Consider the following 24296-nt stretch of genomic DNA (forward strand, 5'->3'; position numbering starts at 1 on the left):
CAAACTATTCTAAAAAATCTTGTTTTTATCATAACATAGTAAGCAAGGATGAATCATATTTCTTTCCAGCTTTTATCTAAATCCAGTCAATTTGAGGCAAATTATATTGCTTGACCGGGACTTCCGCCAATTCATAGAAATGCTTGAGGAAAGACTCATATTGTTGGGATGATTTCGTAATTGAAGATATCTTATCTTCCAGTTCATTGGATCTTGATTCCGTTGTTTTGGAAAAATATTCTTCGACTGTTTCAAAATAATGAATCGGAAACAGCATTCTCGAATATAACAACCGAGCAGAGAAACTCGAAAACTGCTCTACATTCTGATATTCATGAAAAAAATGCGCAATGCCTCGCTGATAAGTATGTTTGTTTTGAAAATAGTGTTCCCTCACCCATTCTGCCACATCCCTTGTTCCATGGTCGAATACCCAATCAAACGGATTTTTCATCCAATTATTGCTTTTCCAGGTATCATGTAAAAATCGTTCATAGCATACCGTTCCACTGTCGACAAGTTGTGGGGTATCATCAATTTCCGTGTCGACTAAATATTGAATCGCATTTTCACCTAATACCATATAATAGGGAAAGGTTTCTACAAATAATTTTTCAAACTGGTTATCCGGATGGGCGTTCAGCTTATCCTTCCAAATCATTTCTAATTGATCAATCCTTTGTTCCCAGAGCTCTTTCCATTTACCAATTCTTGAACATGTTCGAATCGTTTCATTAATATCTCTCCCACGCTGATGAAATCTCGCTAAACGCCGGCCCGGGTTGAAATTTTTCGGACCTTCCAATGCCTCATTAGCAAGGAGGATAAATAATTGCTCATCCGCTTCCGAAACATAACTGCCATGATTTGCAAGGACAAAGGCTGAAACATGACGATCTCCCTGTGAAATCAGATGCTGAGACATTTTATGACGTTCCACTAATTCCTCCTGTTCCACATTTTCTATTGGAACAATACTGTAAAACATATTTCCAGAACGAAAGCTAGGAAACCGGCTATTGGCTTCCTCTCGCTCTACTTGTATACCGTAATTATTAAAAATGATTTCTTCTATCATAAAATTGCCCCTTTCATCAAGTGGATAAAAATAGAAATATTTGGACATTATATACTTATATATATGTGGAATAACCCGTTTTCTGAATGATTATCGAAACCTTATTAGGAAATAAAAGCATGTTTCAGGATTTTCATTTTTACCACAGTACTACTAGCGTTAGAACTATCCCTTAAAATATAGAGAAATGGGTGAAGACCATGGCTAATATTGAACAATCAATGTCTGAACAAACGGCTCGAAGATGGCTAAGTGAACGGGGAGTGAAACTAGAGGATATTGCGGAGCTTGTCATGTATCTGCAAAAAAGCTACCATGAAAATCTTCAAATGTCTGATTGCCTTCACAATGTCGAACGGGTACTCTCTAAACGCGAGGTCCAAAATGCTATCTTAACCGGCATACAGTTGGATATTTTAGCTGAGAAAAAGTTGCTTGAAGAGCCTCTACAAAGCATCATTGAAATAGATGAAGGACTATATGGAGTCGATGAGATATTAGCCTTGTCGATTGTAAATGTGTATGGATCTATCGGTTTTACGAATTATGGATTTATCGACAAGCAAAAACCCGGTATCTTGAAATATTTAAACGATAAAAGCACAGGTAAGGTCCATACCTTTTTAGACGATATCGTCGGTGCTATTGCTGCTGCCGCATCAAGCCGACTTGCCCATCGAACTAAAAATGTTGAATAGTGGACACCACCTTTAAACAATCGGAGATAGATTTTTCCATCCTCACAAATTTCCCCTTAATTTTGAATATATGCTGAAATTTTATGATACATCTAAATTCCAGTTCCATAAAAAAAATCCAGGCTGCTTTCGCAGGCCTGGATTTTTTTTATTCGAAGTGCCATAGGTCGAGCGTGTCCACCACATATGTAGGCTGCTTCTCATATTGCTCTAAGCGTTCTTTTGTTGTTACACCTGTATGTACAAGTAATGTATCGATACCTGCGTTAAGGCCAGCCAAAATATCCGTATCATAATTGTCGCCGACCATGATTGTTTCTTCTTTTGGTACACCCAATACTCTTAGCGCCTGCTCTACTATGACGGATTCAGGTTTTCCAATGAATATCGGCTGTACCTGAGTAGAAACAGAGACAACGGACGTCAACGCGCCATTTCCCGGTAAAAGACCCTGTTCAGTAGGGATGGCAATATCACCATTAGTTGAAATGAAAACGGCGCCACTCCTCACTGCAAGACAGGCTTTTGACAGTTTTTCATAATTAACACCACGGTCGATGCCCATCACAAGAAAGTCAGGAGATTCATCAACAAGATTCATTCCTTTTTCCTTAAGGGACTCGATAATGCCTTCTTCACCAACTACATAAACGGATGCATCTTCTTTTTGTTCAGCAATGTAATTCGCTGTAGCCATACTTGTCGTGAATACCTGGTCATCTTCAGTTGAAATACCAATGCTTCTTAATTTATCCGCTACCTGTGCCGGAGTCCGGGAAGAGTTATTGGTTACGAATAAATAAGGGATATCCCTTTTTCTTAGTTCATTAATAAAACCTGCTGCTTCTGCAATTTGTTCGGTTCCACGGTACATCGTGCCATCTAAATCAATTAAATATCCTTTGTACTGTTTCATTTGAATTCCCCCTTACCTAACCAAACTAATTTTTAAAAGCTGAAACAGGACCCAATTCGTTTGTTAAATAGTTTCTTACCAAATCAGGGAATTGTTTAAATGCCTCTATGTTTTCCTCGAATACAGAAAGTAGTTCTTGATGGTTCACTTCAATGAAATCCTGAACTAGCATTTTTCTTAGCGGCAGCACCTTTTTAAATTGTATGGCGATAACTTCGGAAATGACTTTTTCATCATGAAGGATATCAATAATATCTTCGTAACTGCCTGGATCACGCATAATAAAACCATCAATTACTGCATTCCCTACATCCAACACAGAATCGATGGAAGTCTGTATGAGCCTTTCGACGATAAGCTCTGAAAGGTCTCCATCCCAATTATCTTGCCCTTCAAAAAGCCCAAGCTGTTTTTCAAGAAATCCTAAAATCTGTTCAATTTTTTGTCGGTCTACAAAGTACATTCTTTCCAGATCCTTTCTGATCTAAGATGACACATGAATTTTATCTACAGTTGAAGGTCTAGCCTAGTAATAGCCCAGTACCAAATCAACCTTATACCTAGATAATACCATAGCTTCTCCAATACTCTCAATTCCTTGGGCTACAACTACTGACCCATTCTCTTTGGCAATCATGTAATTTGGTCATTTCATCAGAAATTTCATACTAAATACTCTCTCTAAAAAAGTAGTACCTCCATAGGACTCCAAAAATGTCTGTTCCCCTATTGCAGTCACTTTGTTATGATGGAACTACCAAAATGCAGATATGAAGGGAATGATAATGTGGAAGAACGTTTTTATTTATACAATGACGTGGTTGACTCCAAAACCCGGTTTATTAGTTTTATGGGTGAGGAATCAAGATTTGATTTGGCCATTACTACTACCGACCGCTTTTATGGCAAGAAGCTTGTATTAAACATGCAGAGTAACCGTTTCGCGATTATTGGACCGGATGATTTAGAAGAGGAAGGCTATCTTGAACATGCCTTTCAGTTAACAGAAGCGGAAGCAGAGGAACTAAGTCACTTTTTAATGGAAATCGTCTAAATGCTAAAGTTTTTTTCTTTAACGGGATAACCTACTGAATGTACGATTACATGAGGAGGGTTTACCTTGGAAAAAGAAGAGGAAACATACCACGATTTCTCCAATGTTGAAAAGCAGCGGGATTTTTTACTTCCTGAAGAATTTCCCGAAGGACCTTTTGGATCAACAATAGCACAAGATGCCCCTGTCGAGAATAAAAGTACACCATGGCAGGAAGGACAACGATCACAAAGTGCCTTTAATTTTGAAAATAAATCATTGCACGAAGACTTACCGCGCAAATATCCTGGTGCTCATCCGACACATGATGATCCGGAAAAGCCCGAACAGCCTCCTTATGAAGGATATGGAAGCTCTTAAAGTTAAAGGCCAGAATGCATTCTGGCCTTTTTTATTTCTTTATTTTTTTCACAACAAAATATGGACAGCCAAAATTGCAGTACTCATATAAATATTCGCTGAGCGTACTTATTTTTGTATCGAAGGTTGCTTTCTGATTAGAATCATCAAAAAATCCGCGCAGTCTCAATTGACCGTAACCCCAATCCCCTACGATAAAATCATACTTCGTTAAAATCTCACTGTATCTGGCTTTAAACGCTTCTTCGTTATAACCTTCTCTTTCGTCTTCGATTATTTCATAGGTCAGGTTATTGATGTTAATCATTCATTTCACCTCTCAAAAATACATTCCTTCTTTAAATTATAACTGATTCCCCATCAATTACTAAGCGAAAATTAGAGAAATATGTTCATCCTAAGGTTATAGGGGGTGTTTTTTAATGAAAAAAACAATAATAGCAGTAGGTTTAAGTTCAATTATTGCACTAACCGGCTGTGCTACTAATAAAGATAAAGATCAAGGTATGGGTCCCAACAATAATGCCGATAATCCTACAAATGTAAATAATCCAACTCAATATTATGACGAGGATTATCGTAATCATGACAACAAAAGTGATGATTTTGGTTTTACCCGCACCAATAAAACGACCATTAAGGGCCGTAACATTTCTAATAAAACAGCTACCGTTGACCGTGAACAATTGGCTGATATTATTTCAACACTAAGCGTTCAGCTTCCAAATGTCAATGATGCCGCTACCCTCGTAACTGATGAGGAAGTTCTTGTCGTATATGATACAAATACCAAGAATCGAACCGACACCGCGGACCAAGTGAAGCGTACGGCAATGTCTATCGTCCCTCGCTACTATCATGTTTATGTCAGTGATGATCCAACACTTGCCCAAAATGTCGAAAACTTCGCAACACTGCAGTCCGACAGCAAAGGTGTCGACTATACTATCGAAGAGACCATTAAACGCATGCTAAAGTCACCTCAAGGACACAAAATGAGTGATGTGGAAAACGAGAACGGTGAAATGGTTAACGATAAAAGGGATCATCATGATAACATCCAACAAAAAACGGACAATTTTTAATTATCTAATTTACTGATTAAGCAAATGAATAAATTGAAAGGACCGAATATTTTCGGTCCTTATTTCTTTCTATTTCAATAATTCTTCACCTTTAATTTGCTTATGTTTTGCTGCGGCATTAACCTGTTCATCTGCATGATAAGAAGAACGGACAAGCGGACCGGATTCACAATGACTGAAACCTTTTTCCAGTGCCCTCTCTTTCAATTCATTGAACTCTTCTGGTGTGTAGTATTTCAACACCTTTAAATGTTTTTTAGTCGGTTGTAGATACTGGCCGATCGTCATGATATCCACATTATTCGCCCTTAGGTCATCCATTGTTTCAAGGATTTCCTCCCTCGTTTCACCTAAGCCGACCATTAAACTCGACTTCGTTGGGATCTCAGGATACATCTCCTTGGCTCTTCTTAAAAGTTCCAAAGAACGTTCATATTTAGCTTGCGCCCGCACTCGGTCGGAAAGGCTTCTGACTGTCTCAATATTATGGTTCAGAATGTCAGGCTTAGCATCCATCAATATCTTGATATTATCATACACTCCGCCCATATCTGATGGTAATACCTCAATCGATGTAAATGGATTTTTGCGTCGGATAGCACGAACCGTTTCAGCGAAAACTTCAGCGCCGCCATCCTTTAAATCATCACGGGCAACAGCCGTAATTACAACATGTTTTAAATTCATCAATACAACGGAATCTGCAACGCGTTCAGGTTCTGCCCAATCTAATTCGTTTGGACGTCCAGTTGTAACAGCACAAAAGCGGCACGCTCTTGTACAGATTTCACCTAAAATCATAAATGTGGCTGTTCGTCTAACTGCCCAGCATTCATGAATATTCGGACATTTTGCTTCTTCACAAACAGTATGCAGATTTTTCTCCCGCATCATATTTTTTAAACCAATGTAATTTTCATTGGTATTAAGCTTTATTTTTAACCAATCTGGTTTACGAAGAATTTCTTTATTTGTAGCAGACATTAAAATGTCACTCCATTCTATAGAAATTAATACACCCTACTTTAACAATAATAATACATTTAGACAAGTTATAGTGAGTTTCCCATCATTTATTTTTCATGTTTAAAGCTAAATCAGTAAAACTTATAAAAGATAGACAAACTGATGTCTTTATAAATACGGATAGCAATATGAAAGGAGCCTGCCCCGTTGAAAAAAGTATTCCTTTTTACCCTAGCTTGTTTGTGTTTTTTGAATACTCAAAGCCTAGTTGCAAATGCTGCTGACACCCCTGATCCTTATCCAGGGAGAATGGAGCTTTATAAAAACATGGAAACAACTCTCCAAATCCCTTGGTATTATCTAGCAGCAGCTGATCAATATGAGCATAGCCTGAGACTTGCCCGCAGGGACCTAGAGCCGGCAAAGGGCTTAATAGGGATTAATATTGAACCTTCTAAGTGGAGAGGGGCTCTTAATCCCAACTTAAATGATGTAAATCCGCTTACAATCACATTTTTTGATGGATTAGGTCAAGATGGGAATGGTGACGGGAAAGCTGATATTACCAATGATACCGATCGTTTATATGCCTTTGCAAAGCATCTTCTTAATTACGGAACTGACGAAGATAATATCCGGATCGGCCTCTGGAATTATTATAAACGAGATAAAACAGTTAGCATAATTATCGGCAACTCCATGATTTATAAAAAATATGACCGGCTGGATTTGCAGGAGAAAGCTTTCCCTGTTCCAGTAAGGACTCATTATACGTATTTAAATACATGGGGAAGTGCTCGTGGGTGGGGCGGCAGGAGAATCCATGAGGGAACTGATATTTTTGCAGACTATAGCCTTCCTGTACGGTCAACAAGCTATGGAATTGTTGAAATGAAAGGCTGGAATAAATTCGGAGGGTGGCGAATTGGTATTCGTGATTTAAATAATACGTATCATTACTTTGCCCATTTAAGTGGTTTTTCTGATGGATTAAAAGTCGGCCAGATCGTTGAGCCTGGCCAAATAATCGGTGGTGTCGGCAGTACGGGTTATGGTCCTCCAGGTACATCCGGTAAATTCCCCCCACATCTTCATTACGGAATGTACAAAGACAACGGAATAACAGAGTGGAGCTTCGACCCATACCCTTATTTAAAGATGTGGGAAAGGAAAGATTTAGCGAAAAAGCAAAAGTGAGCAGCGGGAAATTTTCCGCTGCTTTTTTTTGAAACGAACATAAACCCCTGAACTTTATGCATAAGTATTAGTAAAGGGGGCTAAAGCGTGTTCCGAAAAAGATTTCGCCCAAAAAAATTCCGAAAAAAGGGACCTCTTCCTACCCGAAAAGTATTTCTCTATTCTTTTATCCTTTTTATCATATCGAGCATCTCTACACTCTGGTATGTTGATAAAGCAATCGAACCCGTTATCATGAGCGTGGCTGAAAAAGAAATCAAGCGTATTGCTACAGAAACGATTCATGAAGCTGTTGATGAGAATATATCAAAGGTTGATATGAAAGAAATGATCACTACCAGCAAAGGCGGTGAGGGGGCCCCTTCTTCTTACAGCTTCAATCCAACGATTTATAGTGAATTGAGATCCAATATTACTAAGGATATTCAAAATAAACTAGGAATCAAAAAAGGAAACCCTTTTACTGAAGCCGGTAAAGCGAAACTCAATGATGAACAATATAAAAGCGTTGTGTACTATATACCTCTTGGTGTAGTTACCGGAAATAACCTTCTTTCAAATTACGGACCTGAGATTCCTGTGAAAATGTCTGTCATTGGAAACGTTGAATCAGATTTAAAAACCAAACTGACCAACGCTGGTATCAATAACATTTATTATGAATTAACCGTTGATTTTAATGTCAATATTCAAATTGTCATCCCCTCACTATCTGAGGAAACTAAGGTGAGTCAGGAAGTAAAGGTTGGAGATATACTGATTAATGGTGACGTACCTAGTTATTACAGCAACGGAAGCGGCTCTGTCCCTCCGGCCATTATGAAGGAAAGCAAGGATTGAACTACCCACCACTTTTCGACCTTACGGTCTGATTGAAGTGGGGGATTCCTAAGAACATTAGCCTATCGGCCAATTTTTAATTAGGCTACTCCCGTAGTTCCTACGGTTAGAAGCCTTATGGCTTCATTCATTAGATTGAGTCCTGCGTTAATATCTCGATCGTGGTGAGTAGAACAAAAAGGACAATCCCATTCACGAAGATTCAGATGTTTAACGTCTTTATTTTGGTAACCGCAGCTAGAACACAATTGGCTAGAAGCAAACGTTTTAGATACGGTCACGATTTGTTTACCATACCATTTTGCTTTGTATTCCAACATTTTTTTGAATTGGTACCAAGATACTTCACTAATAGCTTTAGCTAGTTTGTGATTTTTCATCATATTCGACACTTGCAAGTCTTCCATTCCAATAACATCGTGGTTTTTGATGATTTCGGTAGAAACTTTATGTAAGTAATCCATTCGGGCATTTGAAATTTTTTCGTGTAGGATAGCCACTTTTCGTTTTTGTTTTTGATAGTTTTTAGCTTCAGCCAATGGTTTATTTTGATTCAAGGCTATTTCTTGTCGCCTTGAAAGAATCCGTTGTGCTTTGGCCAATTTCTTTTCGACCGTCCGGAAGAATTTTGGGTTTTGATAGACCGTACCATCTGAAAGAATAGCAAAATTCTTCAAACCAACATCTACACCGCACGAACGATTCGTTTTAGGAAGTACTTGTACATGGGTTTCGGCTAAAACGGAAATGAAATATTTACCCGAAGGGTTCCGCCTGATTGTGGCATTGATGATTCGCCCTTCGACTTCGCGGCTTTTAGCAAAACGAACTAGACCGAGTTTTGGCAATTTGATTTTGTTTCCAATCATTCCGATATTTCCATTCGTATGTTTAGTCGTGTAGGACTGGATAGGATTCTTTTTCGATTTGAAGCGTGGTGACTTGTTTTGCTTTTTATAATATCGACTATAGGAATCTGCTAAATTTTCCACCGATTTCTGTAAGGCAATACTGTCTACTTCTTTCAGGAAAGAATACTCTTTCTTTAAAGCTGGAAGTTCTTTGATTGTTGCGTATTTATTCAGAAAAGAACCTTTCCATTCATTAGAGGGTAATTGGCCGTTCTGCTTCATTTCTTTACAAATATACCAGTAGGCATCTTTCTCCTTATGTTTGCCTAAAAAGAAGTTATAGACAAAACGGGAGCAGCCGATCGTTTTATTGATTAGAACTAGTTGTTCTTTAGTTGGATAGATTCGAAATTTATAAGCTTTGTTTACGACCATTGGTTTCACCCCCTTATAGTTATTATTAACCATCGAACATACGTTTGTCAAAAGATTACTTTGGCTTATGCCAACCGCCATTCATCTCCCCCTTACCGTTGGGCTCTCGCCCTTCACACGCTTGAAGAGGGAGTCTTCTGGCGGGAAATGATAAAAAAACAGCTTAACCAGTAACGGGTTAGGCTGTTTCTTGTATGTTTAGGCATTTCCTAATCAGCAAGTGCAGGTTTTTCTTCAAATTCACTTCATAGGGCTCTACTATCGGTTCACCATTTTCCTCAAGGATTCGTATCATGGGACGGTCTCCTATTCCCTCATTTTGAGCAGTCACGACCCCTTTTCTCCCATCATTCAATTCAATAAATAGTCCATTTGGGTATATAGCAACCGCCCGGCGGAAAGCCTCAATGATTGTATTATCAAACTTCTTTCCTGCTCCGGCATAAAGAATTTCCAAGCCCTCATGCGGCATCATAGCCTTGCGGTAAACCCGGTTAGACGTAACGGCATCAAACACATCAGCCACGGCAATAATCTTACCGAAATAATGGATTTCATCCCCTTTGATACCACGGGGATAACCAGATCCATCTAATCTTTCGTGATGCTGATAAGCACAATTCGCAACTAGGAGTGATACAGTGTGTACATTTTTTATAAGTTGGAACCCATACTCGGCATGCTTCTTGATTTGCTCAAACTCTTCTTCTGTTAACTTACCGGTTTTTCGTAAAGCATCCACAGGGACAAGTATTTTCCCGACGTCATGCAAGATTGCTCCAAGCCCAAGAGCTTCTAGATTCTTTTTATTTATGTTCAATTCCATCCCAATTGCCAGTGTATATAAGGTCACATTAAAGGAATGAGTAAAAATATAATCATCATATGTATAAACATCAGCCAATAAAGTCAGTAACTCTTTATTCCTGTTCAACTCTTCCATGATGTTTCGAACTATTTGAGTGAACTTAACGTTGGCCTTCTCTAACGTAAACGAACCATCCAGCTTCATATTTTTTTTCAAGTCCAGAAAAGTGCTTTCTATCGTTTGAATAGCGTCTCGCCTTAATCCACCAGCGATTGTAGGCGCAGGAATAATGTCATCCGTCCTTGAGTCTTGAATGTAGACAAAGGGAATATTAAGGACAACCAGTCGATTAATCATGTTCTGCGTTAATGTTAGGCCCTCAGCCAAGAGGATATTACCCCGCTCATTATAGATGCTTTTTCCGAGCTTGGCTCCTGGGATGAGAGACTCTGTAATAGATAGCCTCATAATTATACTCCGTTTCCCCATTCAAGATTTGTAAATCCACGTTCATATTCCTTTATAAGGATTATCGGACAATATCTAGAAAAATCAATCCGTTATTGTACATATTTGTAAAAAAAATATTGATTTATCTAGGTGAATTAAAAACAAGGCTCCCTCTAGATAAAGGAAAGCCCTCCTGATTAAATCATTTTCATTAATGCCTTTTTTCCAATCATCCCTGGATGAATGCCCTTTTCCGCGGCCTCCCAGGTAACCGATTCAAGTGGAGCATCTAAAAGCTCTTCAATCGACTTAACACCGGTTGCCCTTCCTGCAAGGATTTTACGATTTTTCAATTTATCATTTAGTAGTCCGATATCTAGAGCACCGCACATTATATACCCTTTTTCGGACGCGACAGCAAGCAAATTGGTTTTGGGCAGTTGGACAGAAATAGCTAGGAATGTATGATTTTCAAGTATTATTGGCATCATGTTAATCAATTGGTTTCGCCCCTTTCTTCCCCATACTTTATGAAAAAAAGGGAGAAACCGTGTTTATAGCCTATTCATTCGGATATACTTTTTTCAACTTCCATAATAGGATATCCCGTAAAAATTCCGGCAATAAGTAATCTTTTCGATTAGAGCGCTGGATACTTGGAAAGAAGTGCCCAAACGTGAACATATCCGGTATCGCAAGTTTATAGGACTTATGAGGCTGAAGCTTTTCCCCATTTATAAGAATCTCTTTTACTATTCCATTTGTAACTTCTTTAAATTCTATTTGATCATAATGCATGACTCCCATGATTTTCCCACGGAAACCGAACCCCTTTATCTGAATATGAGGCCACTCCTCATTTCTCGATTGCATTAAGATTTCCTTTAATTCATTACCGTTAACCTCAACGATGCATGGATTAATCGGGTGTGGACAGATTCGGTGAATATCCCCTTTTGTGACAGGCCCCTTTGGCAAACCATCAAGTAGAAGGCCTGCATTCAAAAAGGTACAATCTGCCTCACTCCACTCCCTTAAAGCCTCCCCAAGGATTTCAGTAAGCGGACTAACTTTAAACCATTCATTTTCCAAAGACTCGGGTAAGTTTACTGCGACTTGTTGAAGAGTCTCTCCTCCGGCCTGGTACATCTCTTCAATCCAAGATCGTTCATCCTCTAATTCTGGAAGATCGTTTGTATCATAGAGAATAGCCCTCTTTTTACAGACTTTCATTTCTTCATTAACGGACATTTCTACCTGTCCAATAAAAAAGCCATATTTCCCAGCACCACAAAGAAGCGTATTATTGACTAATTTGCCTTGATGAAGTATGTGATGGGTATGTGCACCAAGAATGACATCAATCTCGGGAAAGTCCTCTGCCATTCTTTCGTCATCATGAATGCCTAGGTGGGAAAGTATGATGATTGCATCTGCTTCACCTTTAATCTTATGTAGCTGTGTCTTTAATTCCGCAAATGGTTCGGTTAGTTCCCAACCCAATGCTGAATAAAACTTTTGAAAATAAGCCGTCAATCCTATCATAGCAATCTTTGTACCTTTTGCCGTCGTATGTATCCAATAAGGCAGCGCCCATTCCGGTCTTTCATTATTCTGGTTATAGATATTGGCTGCCAGCACTTGGAACTTTGCATTCTCATATAAGGAGTCTAACGCTTCATGCGGCAAAGTGATTCCTTCATTATTGCCGATTGTTACATATTGATAACCCGCTTCATTCAGCAGTTCAATATTTCCTTTCCCTAAAGTACCTTCTGTATATGGGTGCCAGCGATCAACATGATCTCCTATATCTAGAATGATCGCTTCTTCTCCCGTTTCTTGATGAAGTTGTCTTCTTTCTTTAAGAAACTTATCAATACGAGGCCAGTTTTCAAAATGACTATGAAGATCATTGGTGTGATATATATGAATGATTTCTGACATTTTTTCCTCCTCGTTATCCTGTAATACCTTGGTATATAAGACGTAGACCAATGATTATCAGCACAATTTTCAACATATTTTCGAGCGACGTACTTTTTAAGCGTGTATTAATAAATGCACCTAATTTTGCTCCAAACCAGGCTCCGGGAATAAGGGCAAAAGCATATGGCCAATTTACATTACCAAGCGTAATATGTGTAATCGAATTAGTAATGGAAGACAGAAACACCATGAACATCGACGTCGCTACAGCCATATGCGGCGGGAAGAAGAACATCAGTATCATTACTGGAACCATTAAGGAACCTCCGCCAATCCCAAATAAACCGGAACTGAATCCTACGACGAGAGCAATTAATATCGCTACCAGAGGGTAATATCCATAAGAAGATACTTGTCCATTTTTATTTTTATAGGTTTTTACGACCTTCCCTGTTCCAGGTTTGAATACCATAGGCTTCAGGCGGCCTTTTACTAATAAAACCAAAGCCATTAATACCATGAAGATTCCAAAGTACAACGAAAAGGCTTCCACATCAAGGTTTTTATTAACATAGGCTCCAATTATTCCTCCAGGAGCACTGCCTATAAAGAAAATTAAACCAGCCTTATAATCGACTACTTTATGCTTCATATAGGATAAAGTAGAAGATAACCCGGTAAAAATCATAATAACAGTGGAAACACCGACAGCAACTTGAGGTGATAGTTCATCGATAATATCTGTCGATGTACCTAGAAACAAAAGGGAAGGTACAATGATTATGCCGCCACCCAGACCAACGAGAGAGCCGATTGAGCCTGCTAATAACCCGATACCCACTAATACTAACCATACCATGAAGAAATCCGCCTTTATCTGTTTGTGGGCCTCGCGATCCTATACTAGTTTGTAACATCAGCTAATTTATTAATTATATAATGACGCTTAAAACAAACCAAGCTGCTTAGGGGCTAGTCCTTCATATTCTATACCAAGCATCTCAATCATCTGCTTGGCATTATCTGCGGCATCCCCGCCTGAGTTATTATTGAAAAGGACATATATATCCTTACTCTGTTTTTCTAATTTCCTGATTTTCTCCACCCATTCGGTCAATTCCTGATGATTGTATCGGTATAAATAACGAACTTCCCGCCAATTATCCCCCGAAGAGGGTTTTTGCCAACCATGGATATTGCGGCCATGAAGGCGGACTAAGGTTTTATCTGGATGTATAGACTCGAGCACAATAGGAATGGACCCTTCTCCTGCCTGCGGCTCATCACATACAGTATGAATCCAACCTTCCTTTTGGATAAAGTCCAGGGTTTGCTGAAACATGTTGGGTCTGTACCAGCTTTGATTCCGGAACTCAATAGCTACTGGAGTATCCCCCATCTCTGCTTTGCACCACCGTAAATAGTTTACATTCTCCCGCTTACAATCAAACCATGGTGGAAATTGAAACAGCACCATTGCTAGCTTGCCGGCTTTTTGATAGGCTTCAAGAGAGTCACGGAAAGCTTTAAACATTTCTTTTTTATTTTCAAAAGGAATTTCTCCACGCTGATGCCCTGTCATCCCTTGATAGGCTTTTACAACAAATTGAAAAGGAGCCGGTGTCTCGGATACCCACTTTTCACTGTTCCTCTTAGGCTGGACCGCATAAAACGAAGCGTCCACCTCCACTGCAGGAAAATGAGCCCCATACTCTTTCAGCTTATCACGTTGGGACACCCCGTCACGATACAAACTATCATGATCACCCCAACCAGTCACCCCAACATAAATCATCTGCACCACTCCTTTTAGGGGTCAGACCCCATTTCCCGAATTATTTCCCAAAAGAAAAAGCCTGCCGGATCTACCTGGCAGGCTTTTTCTATGAATCGGTTATTCTAAAATGCACTACAGGCAAGTTAGTCGGTTATTATCCGATTGAGCCTTCCATTTCGAACTTGATCAGACGGTTCATTTCAACCGCATATTCCATTGGAAGTTCTTTTGTAAATGGTTCGATGAAGCCCATAACGATCATTTCTGTTGCTTCTTGCTCAGAGATTCCGCGGCTCATCAGGTAGAACAATTGCTCTTCTGATACTTTGGATACCTTCGCTTCATGTTCAAGAGAAATGTTGTCATTCAGGATTTCATTGTAAGGGATTGTATCAGATGTAGACTGATTATCCATGATTAGTGTATCACACTCAATGTTAGAACGAGCTCCATCCGCTTTACGTCCAAAGTGAACGATACCACGGTATGTTACTTTTCCGCCTTGTTTAGAAATTGATTTTGATACAATAGTTGAAGATGTATTTGGCGCAAGATGAATCATTTTTGCTCCAGCATCTTGGTGTTGGCCTTTTCCAGCAATAGCAATAGATAATGTCATACCACGAGCACCTTCACCTTTTAAGATGACAGCAGGATATTTCATTGTCAATTTAGAACCGATGTTTCCATCAATCCATTCCATTGTTGCATTTGCATCACAAACCGCACGTTTCGTAACCAGGTTAAACACGTTGTTTGCCCAGTTTTGAATCGTTGTGTAACGGCAGTAAGCATCTTTTTTAATGACGATTTCAACAACCGCACTATGAAGAGAGTTAGTTGTATAAACAGGTGCTGTACAACCTTCTACATAGTGAACAGATGCTCCTTCATCCACAATGATTAGCGTACGTTCGAATTGACCCATGTTTTCAGAGTTGATTCGGAAATAAGCTTGAAGCGGAGTATCTACTTTAACACCTTTTGGTACATAGATGAAAGATCCGCCTGACCATACAGCTGAATTCAATGCCGAGAACTTATTATCAGTAGGCGGGATTGTTTTACCGAAATGCTCACGGAAGATATCTTCATTTTCACGAAGTGCAGAGTCCGTATCTTTAAACACGATACCCAAATCTTCTAATTCTACTTTCATGCTGTGGTAAACTACTTCGGATTCATATTGAGCAGAAACACCTGCTAAATATTTTTGTTCTGCCTCAGGAATTCCTAATTTATCAAAAGTTTGTTTGATTTCATCAGGGACTTCATCCCAAGATTTCTCTGATTTCTCTGATGGTTTAACATAGTATGTGATTTCATCAAAGTTCAAGCTTTGCATGTCGCCGCCCCATTGAGGCATTGGCATATTGTAAAAATGCTCCAATGATTTCAAACGGAAATCAAGCATCCATTGCGGTTCATTCTTCATTCGAGAAATTTCTTCCACTATTTCTTTTGTCAGACCACGCTTTGAACGGAAGATGGAAACATCTTTATCCGCAAAGCCATATTTATAATCGCCAATTTCAGGCATTTTCTTAGCCATAGCTCGTATTCCTCCATTTCAAATGGCTGAATCTACAACAGCTCATTTTAATTTATTTATTCCTTTAATCCCTTTTCCATGGCTTTCCAAGCTAGAGTTGCACACTTGATACGGGCAGGAAATTTAGAAACTCCTTGAAGGGCTTCAATATCCCCAAGGTCGATCTCATCATCATACTCTTTTCCCTGTATCATTAAGGAAAATGTTTGGGACATTGCTAGAGCGGTATCAACGTCTTTGCCCTTAATGGCTTGAGTCATCATAGAAGCTGAACTCATGGATATTGAACAACCATCACCATCGAATTTAACATCGCTGACTTTGCCATCTTCAATCTTCATCGTTAAACGAATCCGATCGCCGCAAGTTGGATTATTCATATCGATTGTCATGCTACCATCTTCTAGCATACCCTTATTACGTGGTTTCTTATAATGATCCATAATGACTTGACGGTAAAGTGTATCTAAGTTATCAAAAGACATTACTGAAATACTCCTTCGTTTTAACAAGCCCGGACACAAGCTTATCAATATCTTCTTCCGTGTTGTAGAGATAGAAACTTGCTCTTGCTGTCGATGATACGTCAAGCCATTTCATTAATGGCTGTGCGCAGTGATGACCGGCACGGACAGCAATTCCATCTGCATCAAGAACGGTAGCGACGTCATGTGGATGAACGTCATTAATATTAAAGGTTATTACACCCGCACGCTTTTCTGCATCTTTAGGACCATAAATAGTCAGCCCTTCAACTGCAGACATTTTCTCCATTGCATAAGCTGCAAGTTTATGTTCATGCCGTTCAATATTATCCAAGCCGATTTCTTCTAAGAAATCAATTGCAGCCCCAAGGCCAACTGCGCCGGCAATGATTGGGGTACCGCCTTCAAATTTCCACGGGAGTTCTTTCCATGTAGACTCATACAAACCTACAAAATCAATCATCTCTCCGCCAAATTCAATCGGCTCCATTTTTTCAAGAAGTTCTTTTTTACCATATAATACGCCGATACCTGTTGGACCGACCATTTTATGACCTGAGAAGGCAAAGAAATCACAATCCAAATCACGAACATCCACTTTTAGATGCGGCGTGCTTTGTGCTCCATCCACAACCATGACAGCATGGTGTTCATGGGCAATTTTTGCGATTTCCTTCACAGGGTTGATAACACCAAGCACATTGGAAACCTGCATAATGGAAACGATTTTCGTTGCATCTGTAATTGTAGCCCTCACATCATCAAGGGAAATCGTTCCATCCTCTTGAAGCGGAATATATTTCAGTACAGCACCTTTTTCTTTAGCTAACTGCTGCCACGGAATAATATTACTGTGATGCTCCATGTAAGAGATAACAATTTCGTCGCCCTCTTTTACATTTGCTCCACCGTAACTTCTTGCTACAGTATTTAAAGAAGTTGTTGTTCCTCTTGTAAAAATGATTTCTTCTGTAGAAGAAGCATTAATGAATTTACGCACCTTTTCACGTGCACCTTCATACGCATCCGTAGCTTTTGTTCCAAGTGTATGCACCCCGCGGTGAACATTCGAGTTGTATCCGCGGTAATATTGCTCAATCGCTTCAATCACTGCAGCCGGTTTTTGAGAGGTTGCAGCACTATCTAAATAAACTAATGGCTGACCATTGACTTCTTGATCTAATATCGGAAAAAGCTTACGAATTTCGTATGGGTTCATTACTGTACTTTCCTTTCAATGACCGCTACTAATTGTTTTTTAACTCCTTCAATTGGAAGCTGGTTAACAACAGGGGCCAAGAATCCGTGAATGACAAGTCTTTCTGCTTCTTTTTTAGTAATACCACGACTCATTAAATAATAAAGTTGAAGCGGGTCAACACGTCCGACAGAAGCGGCATGCCCAGCCGTTACATCATCTTCATCAATTAAAAGGATTGGATTGGCGTCTCCGCGTGCTTTTTCACTTAACATCAGTACGCGTGATTCTTGTTCAGCATTGGCCTTTGTAGCACCATACTCAATTTTCCCAATTCCATTAAAAATGGAGGATGCGCCGTCTTTCATAACACCATGCTTAAGGATATAGCCCTCAGAGCGTTTGCCATAATGAATAATGGCTGTCGTAAAGTTTTGTTTTTGTTCCCCGCGGCCGACTACAACGGTTTTAGTATCACCGTGAGAGCCATCGCCCATTAGATATGTTGTGTTATCTGAAATCGTATTTCCATCGTTCATTAGGCCAAGTGCCCACTCAATACGAGCGTCACGTGCTGCTACTCCACGGCGGTTAACATATGTCGTAAAACCTTTCGAAAGGGTATCAACAGCTCCATATTCCACTTTAGCATTCGCATTTGCAAATACTTCAGTTACGATGTTAGCAATACCTTCGTTAGACTCAACGCTTGAGAAGTAGTTCTCTACATATGTTACAGAGCTATTATCTTCTGCCACGATTAAAACGTGGTTGAAAAGTGTAGTTTCAGGGTTATCCAACAAAAATACTGCTTGAATTGGATCTTTGATCTCTACATTTTTTGGAACATAAAGGAATGCACCACCGTTAACTAATGCAGCATGTAATGCTGTTAAACGGTGCTCATCTATTTTAACTCCGTCCTTCATGAAATATTTTTGTACGAGCTCAGCATGGTCACGAGCCGCTGTAAAAATATCAGTGAAAATAACGCCTTGTTCTTTAATTTTTGCTGACAAATTAATATGTGCCGGCGTATTATTGCGTTGAATGTATAAGTTTTCATTTTCTTCAATGATGGATTTAATTTCTTCCGGAAGCTCATCTAAAGAGGCAAAAGTTTCACTTTCAACTGTATGAGTCTTGAAAGAAGTAAAATTCCATTTATCGATTTTTGTTTTATCCGGCTTTGGCATTGGGAGCTTTTCTAATTCAGAAAACGCTTGAATTCGAAGCTCAGATAGCCAAGCTGGCTCATTATTTTTAGTTGAATAAGAGCTTATGTCCTCTTGTTCAAACGGTAATTTCGTTTCTGTAGTCATTGCAAATCCTCCTACTTACGCTTCTTCGCCAACAGTTTCGTCTTCAATGCCCAATTCTTGTTTGATCCAATCATAACCTTCTGCTTCTAAACGTGCAGCTAGTTCAGGCCCGCCTGATTTTACAACACGGCCTTGCATCATTACATGTACGTAATCAGGAGTGATGTAATTTAATAGACGTTGGTAGTGAGTGATGATTAAACATCCAAAGCCTTCTCCGCGCATTTCGTTGATTCCTTTTGAAACGACTTTAAGAGCATCGATATCTAGCCCAGAGTCAATTTCATCTAAAATAGCGATTTTTGGCTGAATCATCATTAATTGAAGAATCTCGTTACGTTTTTTCTCTCCACCGGAGAATCCTTCATTTAAATAACGTTGCGCCATATCTTCATCCATTTCAAGGAATGCCATTTTTTCGTCCATTTTACGGATGAATTTCATCAATGAAATTTCATCGCCTTCTTCACGACGTGCATTGATAGAAGAACGTAAGAAGTCAGCATTTGTAACACCACTGATTTCGCTTGGATATTGCATAGCAAGGAAAAGACCAACACGAGCGCGCTCGTCAACTTCCATTTCCAATACGTCTTCACCATCGAATGTGATGCTGCCGCTTGTTACTTCATATTTAGGGTGACCCATAATTGCTGAAGATAAAGTGGATTTACCAGTTCCATTTGGTCCCATGATTGCATGGATTTCTCCGCCTTTTACTTCAAGGTTAACCCCTTTTAAAATCTCTTTACCCTCAATTGATACGTGAAGATCTTTAACCGTTAATGTAGAAGCTGACATAATAATACCTCCGTGAACTAATTCCTATTTTATTACCAGAAAGTATAAACTACTTTCTTTACTATAATTTTTCATAAAAGCATTCTCACTTTATTCTCATTCCAATTTTATAACAAATCCAATTTGGAATCAACTAATATAGATAGGGGTTTCCACTTCCTTCATGATGAAAACCTGTCCTATTGTTACAAAACCCACTGTTATAGGCTATTTACAGCAAATAGAGCCTTATTTTAGCTTTTCTTATTTAAAACTTATTATTCAACAAACCTTTGTTCTTATTAATATATGTCTAAAAAATCTTAATTGGAAGGTACGAATTACCTTTGTTAAAGAAAAAAAGGTCTGCTAGGTGTTATGTAAGTTAATCTAATAAGGTAACCCTTATTTTCTAGACCACTTATCATTTTACCTCTACAGACCGATCTTTTAAAGACTCTTTTATATGGTTAACCGTGAATTTTACGTTGTAGGTCAAGGACCATTTTGTTGCACTTTTCATGTTCCTTATCTCGTTCTTTCTCAACCTCGATACGGAGGTCTAAATTTCTGCTGTACTCATTATAGCCAATCCCATGTGATAACTGCATCGCTTTTTCCATTTCGCTTGTTACATTTAAATCTAAAGTATTGATAGTGAACCATCCTTTCAAATTTGTGAATCACTTTATTACTCTATTAATTCTATACCCTGTGTTTTCATCCTTAAACATAAAAAAACGACCTGAAGATTTCCAGGTCGTTCAGACTGTAGACAAACTCGATGAAAATCGAATTTGTCTACAGTTTTTTTTGGGGGGTGTAAAAATTCGAACGTTGATTTCCACTCCAGGCACTCGCTTTCCACGGGCGGTCAGGGAGCCTCCTCGGCGCCTTTGCGCCTGTGGGGTCTCCCTTGGACACGCTTTTTCCCGCAGGAGTCTCGCACCTTCCGTTCCAATCAACTTTGTTTTAACAATTAAATATAACCACTTTTGCCTACAGTCTTTTTTGTTTTAATATAAGAGTATTAAAACTTGAGGTGATGACGATGCTTTCGAAACATAATTCTATTCAGCGAGATCAACTTGAAATGATTCCATTGGATCAACTAGTGCCAGCGAACCATTTGGTTCGTAAAATTGAGGGGGGCCATTGACTTCACTTTCATTTATGACTTGGTGAAAGATATGTATTCAGAGATAGGGCGCCCAAGTATTGATCCAGTTATTTTAGTTAAAAAAACATTCATTCAATATACCTTCGGGCGAAACGTAAAGAAACAATAGAGCGTGTATTCGCAGATGCAAAAGAAAAGCATGGTATGCGTTGGACTACTTTAAGGGGACTTAAAAAATTGTCGATGCAGGCGATGCTTACTTTCACTGCCATGAATTTAAAGAAGATAGCCAATTGGACATGGCAAGGTCCAAGAATGGCTTAATAAAGTGGGCTCGTAGAGGCCCAATCTCTTAATCTTGAGCAAAATTCAAAGGGAATTTCAAAAGGGGTCCGGAATTAAAACATTCCGAGCCCCTTTTGTCTACAAACTGAACGACCTGAAGATTTCCAGGTCGTTCTTTACCATAAATTATTTAGTTGGTACGACTGCACCTTTGTATTCCTTTAGAATAAAATCTTGAATTTCTTTAGAATGTAATACTTCTACTAGCGTTTTGATTTCTTCTTTATTTTCATCACCTTTGTTAACTGCAATAACGTTCACATATGGTGATTCAGAGTCTTCAATAGCAATTGAATCTTTAATCGGATTCAATCCAGCGTCAATCGCATAGTTAGAGTTTATTAAAACGGCATCCCCTTCGCCATTCTCATAAATTTTCGGAAGTAAAGCTGCTTCATAATTCGCATCAAATTTAAGTTTTTTCTTATTTTCAACAATATCTTTTGTTGTAGCTGTCGTTTTATCGATGCCTTCTTTTAATGTAATCAGGCCATTTTTTTCTAATAGAGATAACGCACGTCCGTGGTCAGCAACAGAGCTGCTCATAATAATTGTTGCGCCTTCCGGAAGTTTATCAATGCTTTTATATTTTTGTGAATATAGAGCAATCGGCTCGATATGAATTCCACCAGCATTAACGAAGTCATATCCATTTTCTTTAATTTGCCCCTCTAAATATGGAATGTGTTGAAAGTAGTTAGCATCCAATTCTTTATCGTTTAAAGCCTTATTCGGTAAAACATAATCTTGGAAAGGTTTAATTTCCAATTCAATTCCTTTTTCTTCAAGAAGAGGTTTAGCTTTTTCAAGAATCTCAGCATGCGGAACATTGGATGCACCTACAACTAATTTTTTCGTTTCCTTTTCTGTATCGCTGCCGCTGTTGTCCTTATTGGTTCCACAAGCAGCAAGAGTAATCGATAAAACAAGTACTAATGCAAATCCTAAAAACTTTTTCATCCTATTCATCTCCCTTTATCTTTTGTCTAATTTAGATGTAATCACATCTCCAATAATTTGAATAATGAAGACGATAATTAGTATTACAATCGTCGCTACAAGTGTAACGTCATTGTGACTCCTTTGATAGCCGTCTAGATAGGCCAGATTACCAAGCCCGCCTGCACCGATAACCCCTGCCATTGCTGTATATCCGACCAATGCAATCGATGTTACCGTAATCCCTGAAATAAGTGCTGGCATCGATTCTGGAAGAAGTACCTTCCAAATGATCGTGCTCGTTTTCGCTCCCATTGATTTAGCCGCTTCAATTACACCTTTATCGATTTCACGGAGGCCGATTTCAACCATACGTGCATAAAATGGTGCCGCCCCGATAATAAGGGCTGGTAATGCTGCATCCTCACCGATCATAGAACCGACAAGAAATTTTGTGAAAGGTATGAGCAACACAATTAAAATAAGGAATGGTATAGAACGGAAAATATTAACAATAGCACTCATAATCGTGTTAATTACCCGATTTTCCCACATATTACCTTTCCCTGTTAAAAACAGGACTAACCCTAGTAGTATGCCTATAAAAAAGGTTGCTAGTACTGAGATACTAGTCATATAAAGTGTTTCTTTTGTTGCTTCAATAATGTCTTCCCAATCTACATTCGGTAATAATTCTTCAAGCATGAGTAATCACCTCCACGCCTACATGCTGTGCTTTAATGAATTCGATTGCGCGGAGCATTTCATCCTCATTGCCATCAAGGTGGATAAATAACGTTCCATATGAACCACTTCTAGTTTGAGATATTTTTCCTTGAACGATATTGACATCCAACTCAAAGTTACGTACCAGCTTAGTAATTAACGGACTCTCTGCATGATCTCCTACGAACGTCAATTGAATTACTTTTCCTGCCGGATAGCGTTCCAGCAAGTGTTCCATTGTTTCTTTTGTTTCTTCAGGCTCTGTTACCTGTTGAACGAAACGCTTCGTCATTTGTTCTTTCGGATTCTTGAAGACTTCCAGGACAGGTCCTTGTTCAACTACTTGACCACTTTCCATTACTGCCACGCGGTGACAAATTTTACGGATGACGTGCATTTCATGTGTAATCAAAACAATCGTTAGACCAAGACGCTTATTGATGTCCACAAGCAATTCAAGTATTGAATCGGTTGTCTGCGGGTCTAAAGCAGACGTCGCTTCATCGCACAGTAGCACTTTAGGATTGTTAGCAAGAGCCCTAGCAATCCCGACCCTTTGTTTTTGCCCTCCGCTTAATTGCGAAGGATATGCCTTTTCTCTTCCTTCAAGCCCAACTAACTTAATTAATTCATTCACACGCTTGATACGCTCGTTTTTCGAAACCCCTGCAATTTCTAGAGGAAACGATATATTCTCCTGAACGGTTCTAGACCATAATAAATTAAAATGTTGAAAGATCATGCTGATTTCTTGTCGAGCTTTACGTAGCTTAGCACCTTTGATTTTGGAAATTTCTTTATCAGCCACCACAACGGATCCTTCTGTTGGTGTTTCCAATCCATTAAGCATCCTGATCAAAGTACTTTTCCCTGCTCCGCTGTAGCCAATAATACCGAAAATCTCGCCTTTATTTATTTCAACATTAACATTATTTACAGCCTTAATCGTGTCGCTGCTTCCTTTTCCTGTTCGGAATAGCTTACTAACTTTTGTCAATGTAATCATTAATACTCACCTCTTTTATCCAATAAAACCTATGAACTTAGTTGATTTATCTTCATTATCAGCCTGTAAATATGTTTTAAAACCGTTTTTCAATATTGCTATACATGTAAAGGTTTTCCCAAACTAAATAGAAAAAACCTTTCTGCATGAGCAGAAAGGCAGGTGAAAAAGCAGGCCTTTCTCTCATCTTCCAAAGCGATTAAACTTTGTGTGAATTGGCACCTTTCCAAGGAAATTTCCTTGTCGGTTGCCGGGTTTCATCGGGCACATCCCTCCACCTCTCTTGATAAGAGCTAATATATAGAATATTTTGTACATCATTAAGTTCTTTAGTATGGAGAAATTTTATCATAGATAAAAAAGGAGCGCAATGTATAAT

At 38.9% G+C, this 24296-nt stretch carries 26 protein-coding genes, 1 pseudogene and 1 riboswitch; of the genes and pseudogenes, 7 read left to right on the forward strand and 20 right to left on the reverse strand.

Annotated elements, in window-relative coordinates:
- Positions 1–76: 76 nt before the first annotated feature.
- Positions 77–1078, reverse strand: coding sequence for a spore coat putative kinase YutH (gene yutH / locus NST21_RS25700; RefSeq protein WP_056524703.1), 1002 nt, complete (start codon positions 1076–1078; stop codon positions 77–79).
- A 200-nt stretch (positions 1079–1278) separates the two neighbouring features.
- On the opposite strand from yutH, the gene NST21_RS25705 reads away from it, so the two are divergent.
- Complete coding sequence (locus tag NST21_RS25705) at positions 1279–1776, forward strand: phosphatidylglycerophosphatase A family protein (RefSeq protein ID WP_098176253.1); 498 nt, start codon at positions 1279–1281, stop codon at positions 1774–1776.
- A gap of 148 nt (positions 1777–1924) precedes the next feature.
- On the opposite strand, the gene NST21_RS25710 is transcribed toward NST21_RS25705, so the two are convergent.
- Together NST21_RS25710 and NST21_RS25715 are read right to left on the reverse strand one after the other, a co-directional pair.
- Positions 1925–2692 (reverse strand): TIGR01457 family HAD-type hydrolase, encoded by a 768-nt coding sequence (locus tag NST21_RS25710; RefSeq protein ID WP_340892055.1) that lies wholly within the window; start codon positions 2690–2692, stop codon positions 1925–1927.
- A gap of 25 nt (positions 2693–2717) precedes the next feature.
- The gene (locus tag NST21_RS25715) at positions 2718–3155 is read right to left on the reverse strand and encodes a DUF86 domain-containing protein (RefSeq protein WP_340892056.1); all 438 of its coding nucleotides are present in this window, start codon (positions 3153–3155) and stop codon (positions 2718–2720) included.
- A 324-nt stretch (positions 3156–3479) separates the two neighbouring features.
- On the opposite strand from NST21_RS25715, the gene NST21_RS25720 reads away from it, so the two are divergent.
- The gene (locus NST21_RS25720) at positions 3480–3746 is read left to right on the forward strand and encodes a DUF3055 domain-containing protein (RefSeq protein WP_053348702.1); all 267 of its coding nucleotides are present in this window, start codon (positions 3480–3482) and stop codon (positions 3744–3746) included.
- A gap of 66 nt (positions 3747–3812) precedes the next feature.
- Entirely contained in the window at positions 3813–4106 is a 294-nt protein-coding gene (locus NST21_RS25725; RefSeq protein ID WP_053348701.1) for a hypothetical protein, read from the forward strand.
- Positions 4107–4137: 31 nt separating this feature from the next.
- Here NST21_RS25725 and NST21_RS25730 read toward each other — a convergent pair whose 3' ends face one another.
- Positions 4138–4413 carry a YutD family protein gene (locus NST21_RS25730; RefSeq protein ID WP_053348700.1) on the reverse strand — a complete coding sequence of 92 codons (276 nt, stop codon included), beginning with the start codon at positions 4411–4413 and terminating at the stop codon, positions 4138–4140.
- Between the two features lie 115 nt (positions 4414–4528).
- On the opposite strand from NST21_RS25730, the gene NST21_RS25735 reads away from it, so the two are divergent.
- Entirely contained in the window at positions 4529–5191 is a 663-nt protein-coding gene (locus tag NST21_RS25735; RefSeq protein ID WP_340892058.1) for a YhcN/YlaJ family sporulation lipoprotein, read from the forward strand.
- Positions 5192–5260: 69 nt separating this feature from the next.
- Here NST21_RS25735 and lipA read toward each other — a convergent pair whose 3' ends face one another.
- Positions 5261–6175: a lipoyl synthase gene (lipA, locus tag NST21_RS25740; RefSeq protein WP_053348698.1), complete on the reverse strand. Its 915-nt coding sequence runs from the start codon at positions 6173–6175 to the stop codon at positions 5261–5263.
- A gap of 189 nt (positions 6176–6364) precedes the next feature.
- On the opposite strand from lipA, the gene NST21_RS25745 reads away from it, so the two are divergent.
- Positions 6365–7354, forward strand: a complete 990-nt coding sequence (locus NST21_RS25745) for a M23 family metallopeptidase (RefSeq protein ID WP_056524686.1) — start codon at positions 6365–6367, stop codon at positions 7352–7354.
- An 87-nt stretch (positions 7355–7441) separates the two neighbouring features.
- Positions 7442–8194 carry a sporulation protein YunB gene (yunB, locus tag NST21_RS25750; RefSeq protein WP_340892060.1) on the forward strand — a complete coding sequence of 251 codons (753 nt, stop codon included), beginning with the start codon at positions 7442–7444 and terminating at the stop codon, positions 8192–8194.
- Between the two features lie 80 nt (positions 8195–8274).
- On the opposite strand, the gene tnpB is transcribed toward yunB, so the two are convergent.
- The 12 genes from tnpB to NST21_RS25810 form a co-directional block, all read right to left on the reverse strand.
- Positions 8275–9480 (reverse strand): IS200/IS605 family element RNA-guided endonuclease TnpB, encoded by a 1206-nt coding sequence (tnpB, locus tag NST21_RS25755; protein WP_340892061.1) that lies wholly within the window; start codon positions 9478–9480, stop codon positions 8275–8277.
- A gap of 178 nt (positions 9481–9658) precedes the next feature.
- The gene (locus NST21_RS25760) at positions 9659–10756 is read right to left on the reverse strand and encodes an HD-GYP domain-containing protein (RefSeq protein WP_340892062.1); all 1098 of its coding nucleotides are present in this window, start codon (positions 10754–10756) and stop codon (positions 9659–9661) included.
- Between the two features lie 179 nt (positions 10757–10935).
- Positions 10936–11229, reverse strand: coding sequence for a YunC family protein (locus NST21_RS25765; RefSeq protein WP_207196218.1), 294 nt, complete (start codon positions 11227–11229; stop codon positions 10936–10938).
- A 70-nt stretch (positions 11230–11299) separates the two neighbouring features.
- Positions 11300–12685 (reverse strand): bifunctional metallophosphatase/5'-nucleotidase, encoded by a 1386-nt coding sequence (locus NST21_RS25770; protein WP_340892063.1) that lies wholly within the window; start codon positions 12683–12685, stop codon positions 11300–11302.
- A 13-nt stretch (positions 12686–12698) separates the two neighbouring features.
- Positions 12699–13526 carry a sulfite exporter TauE/SafE family protein gene (locus tag NST21_RS25775; protein ID WP_340892065.1) on the reverse strand — a complete coding sequence of 276 codons (828 nt, stop codon included), beginning with the start codon at positions 13524–13526 and terminating at the stop codon, positions 12699–12701.
- A gap of 87 nt (positions 13527–13613) precedes the next feature.
- The gene (locus tag NST21_RS25780) at positions 13614–14462 is read right to left on the reverse strand and encodes a DUF72 domain-containing protein (protein WP_057215294.1); all 849 of its coding nucleotides are present in this window, start codon (positions 14460–14462) and stop codon (positions 13614–13616) included.
- 136 nt (positions 14463–14598) lie between these two features.
- Positions 14599–15996 (reverse strand): Fe-S cluster assembly protein SufB, encoded by a 1398-nt coding sequence (sufB, locus tag NST21_RS25785; RefSeq protein WP_056524668.1) that lies wholly within the window; start codon positions 15994–15996, stop codon positions 14599–14601.
- A gap of 56 nt (positions 15997–16052) precedes the next feature.
- Positions 16053–16481, reverse strand: coding sequence for a Fe-S cluster assembly sulfur transfer protein SufU (sufU, locus tag NST21_RS25790; RefSeq protein WP_053348689.1), 429 nt, complete (start codon positions 16479–16481; stop codon positions 16053–16055).
- Positions 16471–17700, reverse strand: a complete 1230-nt coding sequence (locus NST21_RS25795) for a cysteine desulfurase (protein ID WP_098176260.1) — start codon at positions 17698–17700, stop codon at positions 16471–16473. The genes sufU and NST21_RS25795 overlap by 11 nt, the downstream gene beginning before the upstream one ends.
- Entirely contained in the window at positions 17700–19001 is a 1302-nt protein-coding gene (gene sufD / locus NST21_RS25800) for a Fe-S cluster assembly protein SufD (RefSeq protein WP_056524659.1), read from the reverse strand. The genes NST21_RS25795 and sufD overlap by 1 nt, the downstream gene beginning before the upstream one ends.
- A gap of 15 nt (positions 19002–19016) precedes the next feature.
- Positions 19017–19802 carry a Fe-S cluster assembly ATPase SufC gene (sufC, locus tag NST21_RS25805; RefSeq protein WP_340892066.1) on the reverse strand — a complete coding sequence of 262 codons (786 nt, stop codon included), beginning with the start codon at positions 19800–19802 and terminating at the stop codon, positions 19017–19019.
- Positions 19803–20251: 449 nt separating this feature from the next.
- Positions 20252–20455 (reverse strand): hypothetical protein, encoded by a 204-nt coding sequence (locus tag NST21_RS25810; RefSeq protein WP_057215299.1) that lies wholly within the window; start codon positions 20453–20455, stop codon positions 20252–20254.
- A 578-nt stretch (positions 20456–21033) separates the two neighbouring features.
- Here NST21_RS25810 and NST21_RS25820 point away from each other — a divergent pair.
- A pseudogene (locus NST21_RS25820) lies at positions 21034–21225 on the forward strand (transposase); the annotation flags it as partial.
- A gap of 147 nt (positions 21226–21372) precedes the next feature.
- Here NST21_RS25820 and NST21_RS25825 read toward each other — a convergent pair.
- The 3 genes from NST21_RS25825 to NST21_RS25835 are packed head-to-tail and all read right to left on the reverse strand — an operon-like array spanning position 21373 to position 23917.
- On the reverse strand, positions 21373–22206 hold the full coding sequence (locus NST21_RS25825) for a MetQ/NlpA family ABC transporter substrate-binding protein (protein WP_340892067.1): 834 nt from the start codon (positions 22204–22206) through the stop codon (positions 21373–21375).
- 15 nt (positions 22207–22221) lie between these two features.
- Positions 22222–22890 (reverse strand): methionine ABC transporter permease, encoded by a 669-nt coding sequence (locus tag NST21_RS25830; protein ID WP_340892068.1) that lies wholly within the window; start codon positions 22888–22890, stop codon positions 22222–22224.
- A complete protein-coding gene (locus NST21_RS25835; RefSeq protein ID WP_252432813.1) occupies positions 22883–23917 on the reverse strand; it encodes a methionine ABC transporter ATP-binding protein in 1035 nt (344 codons plus the stop codon). Before NST21_RS25835 ends, NST21_RS25830 begins: the two co-directional genes overlap by 8 nt.
- A gap of 180 nt (positions 23918–24097) precedes the next feature.
- Positions 24098–24210: riboswitch (SAM riboswitch) on the reverse strand.
- Positions 24211–24296 lie beyond the last annotated feature (86 nt).

Origin of the sequence: Peribacillus sp. FSL K6-1552, assembly GCF_038005205.1 — a bacterium.
Taxonomy (GTDB): Bacteria; Bacillota; Bacilli; order Bacillales; family DSM-1321; genus Peribacillus; species Peribacillus butanolivorans.

Excerpts from the sequence above, each read along its gene's own strand:
- NST21_RS25730 (WP_053348700.1), bottom strand. The coding sequence starts at position 4,413 with ATGATTAACATCAATAACCTGACCTATGAAATAATCGAAGACGAAAGA.
- lipA (WP_053348698.1), bottom strand. The coding sequence starts at position 6,175 with ATGTCTGCTACAAATAAAGAAATTCTTCGTAAACCAGATTGGTTAAAA.
- NST21_RS25735 (WP_340892058.1), top strand. The coding sequence starts at position 4,529 with ATGAAAAAAACAATAATAGCAGTAGGTTTAAGTTCAATTATTGCACTA.
- NST21_RS25770 (WP_340892063.1), bottom strand. The coding sequence starts at position 12,685 with ATGTCAGAAATCATTCATATATATCACACCAATGATCTTCATAGTCAT.
- NST21_RS25760 (WP_340892062.1), bottom strand. The coding sequence starts at position 10,756 with ATGAGGCTATCTATTACAGAGTCTCTCATCCCAGGAGCCAAGCTCGGA.
- sufD (WP_056524659.1), bottom strand. The coding sequence starts at position 19,001 with ATGACTACAGAAACGAAATTACCGTTTGAACAAGAGGACATAAGCTCT.
- NST21_RS25825 (WP_340892067.1), bottom strand. The coding sequence starts at position 22,206 with ATGAAAAAGTTTTTAGGATTTGCATTAGTACTTGTTTTATCGATTACT.
- sufB (WP_056524668.1), bottom strand. The coding sequence starts at position 15,996 with ATGGCTAAGAAAATGCCTGAAATTGGCGATTATAAATATGGCTTTGCG.
- NST21_RS25835 (WP_252432813.1), bottom strand. The coding sequence starts at position 23,917 with ATGATTACATTGACAAAAGTTAGTAAGCTATTCCGAACAGGAAAAGGA.
- NST21_RS25765 (WP_207196218.1), bottom strand. The coding sequence starts at position 11,229 with ATGATGCCAATAATACTTGAAAATCATACATTCCTAGCTATTTCTGTC.
- NST21_RS25710 (WP_340892055.1), bottom strand. The coding sequence starts at position 2,692 with ATGAAACAGTACAAAGGATATTTAATTGATTTAGATGGCACGATGTAC.
- NST21_RS25795 (WP_098176260.1), bottom strand. The coding sequence starts at position 17,700 with ATGAACCCATACGAAATTCGTAAGCTTTTTCCGATATTAGATCAAGAA.
- NST21_RS25705 (WP_098176253.1), top strand. The coding sequence starts at position 1,279 with ATGGCTAATATTGAACAATCAATGTCTGAACAAACGGCTCGAAGATGG.
- sufU (WP_053348689.1), bottom strand. The coding sequence starts at position 16,481 with ATGTCTTTTGATAACTTAGATACACTTTACCGTCAAGTCATTATGGAT.
- NST21_RS25715 (WP_340892056.1), bottom strand. The coding sequence starts at position 3,155 with ATGTACTTTGTAGACCGACAAAAAATTGAACAGATTTTAGGATTTCTT.
- NST21_RS25775 (WP_340892065.1), bottom strand. The coding sequence starts at position 13,526 with ATGGTATGGTTAGTATTAGTGGGTATCGGGTTATTAGCAGGCTCAATC.
- sufC (WP_340892066.1), bottom strand. The coding sequence starts at position 19,802 with ATGTCAGCTTCTACATTAACGGTTAAAGATCTTCACGTATCAATTGAG.
- NST21_RS25830 (WP_340892068.1), bottom strand. The coding sequence starts at position 22,890 with ATGCTTGAAGAATTATTACCGAATGTAGATTGGGAAGACATTATTGAA.
- yutH (WP_056524703.1), bottom strand. The coding sequence starts at position 1,078 with ATGATAGAAGAAATCATTTTTAATAATTACGGTATACAAGTAGAGCGA.
- tnpB (WP_340892061.1), bottom strand. The coding sequence starts at position 9,480 with ATGGTCGTAAACAAAGCTTATAAATTTCGAATCTATCCAACTAAAGAA.
- NST21_RS25780 (WP_057215294.1), bottom strand. The coding sequence starts at position 14,462 with ATGATTTATGTTGGGGTGACTGGTTGGGGTGATCATGATAGTTTGTAT.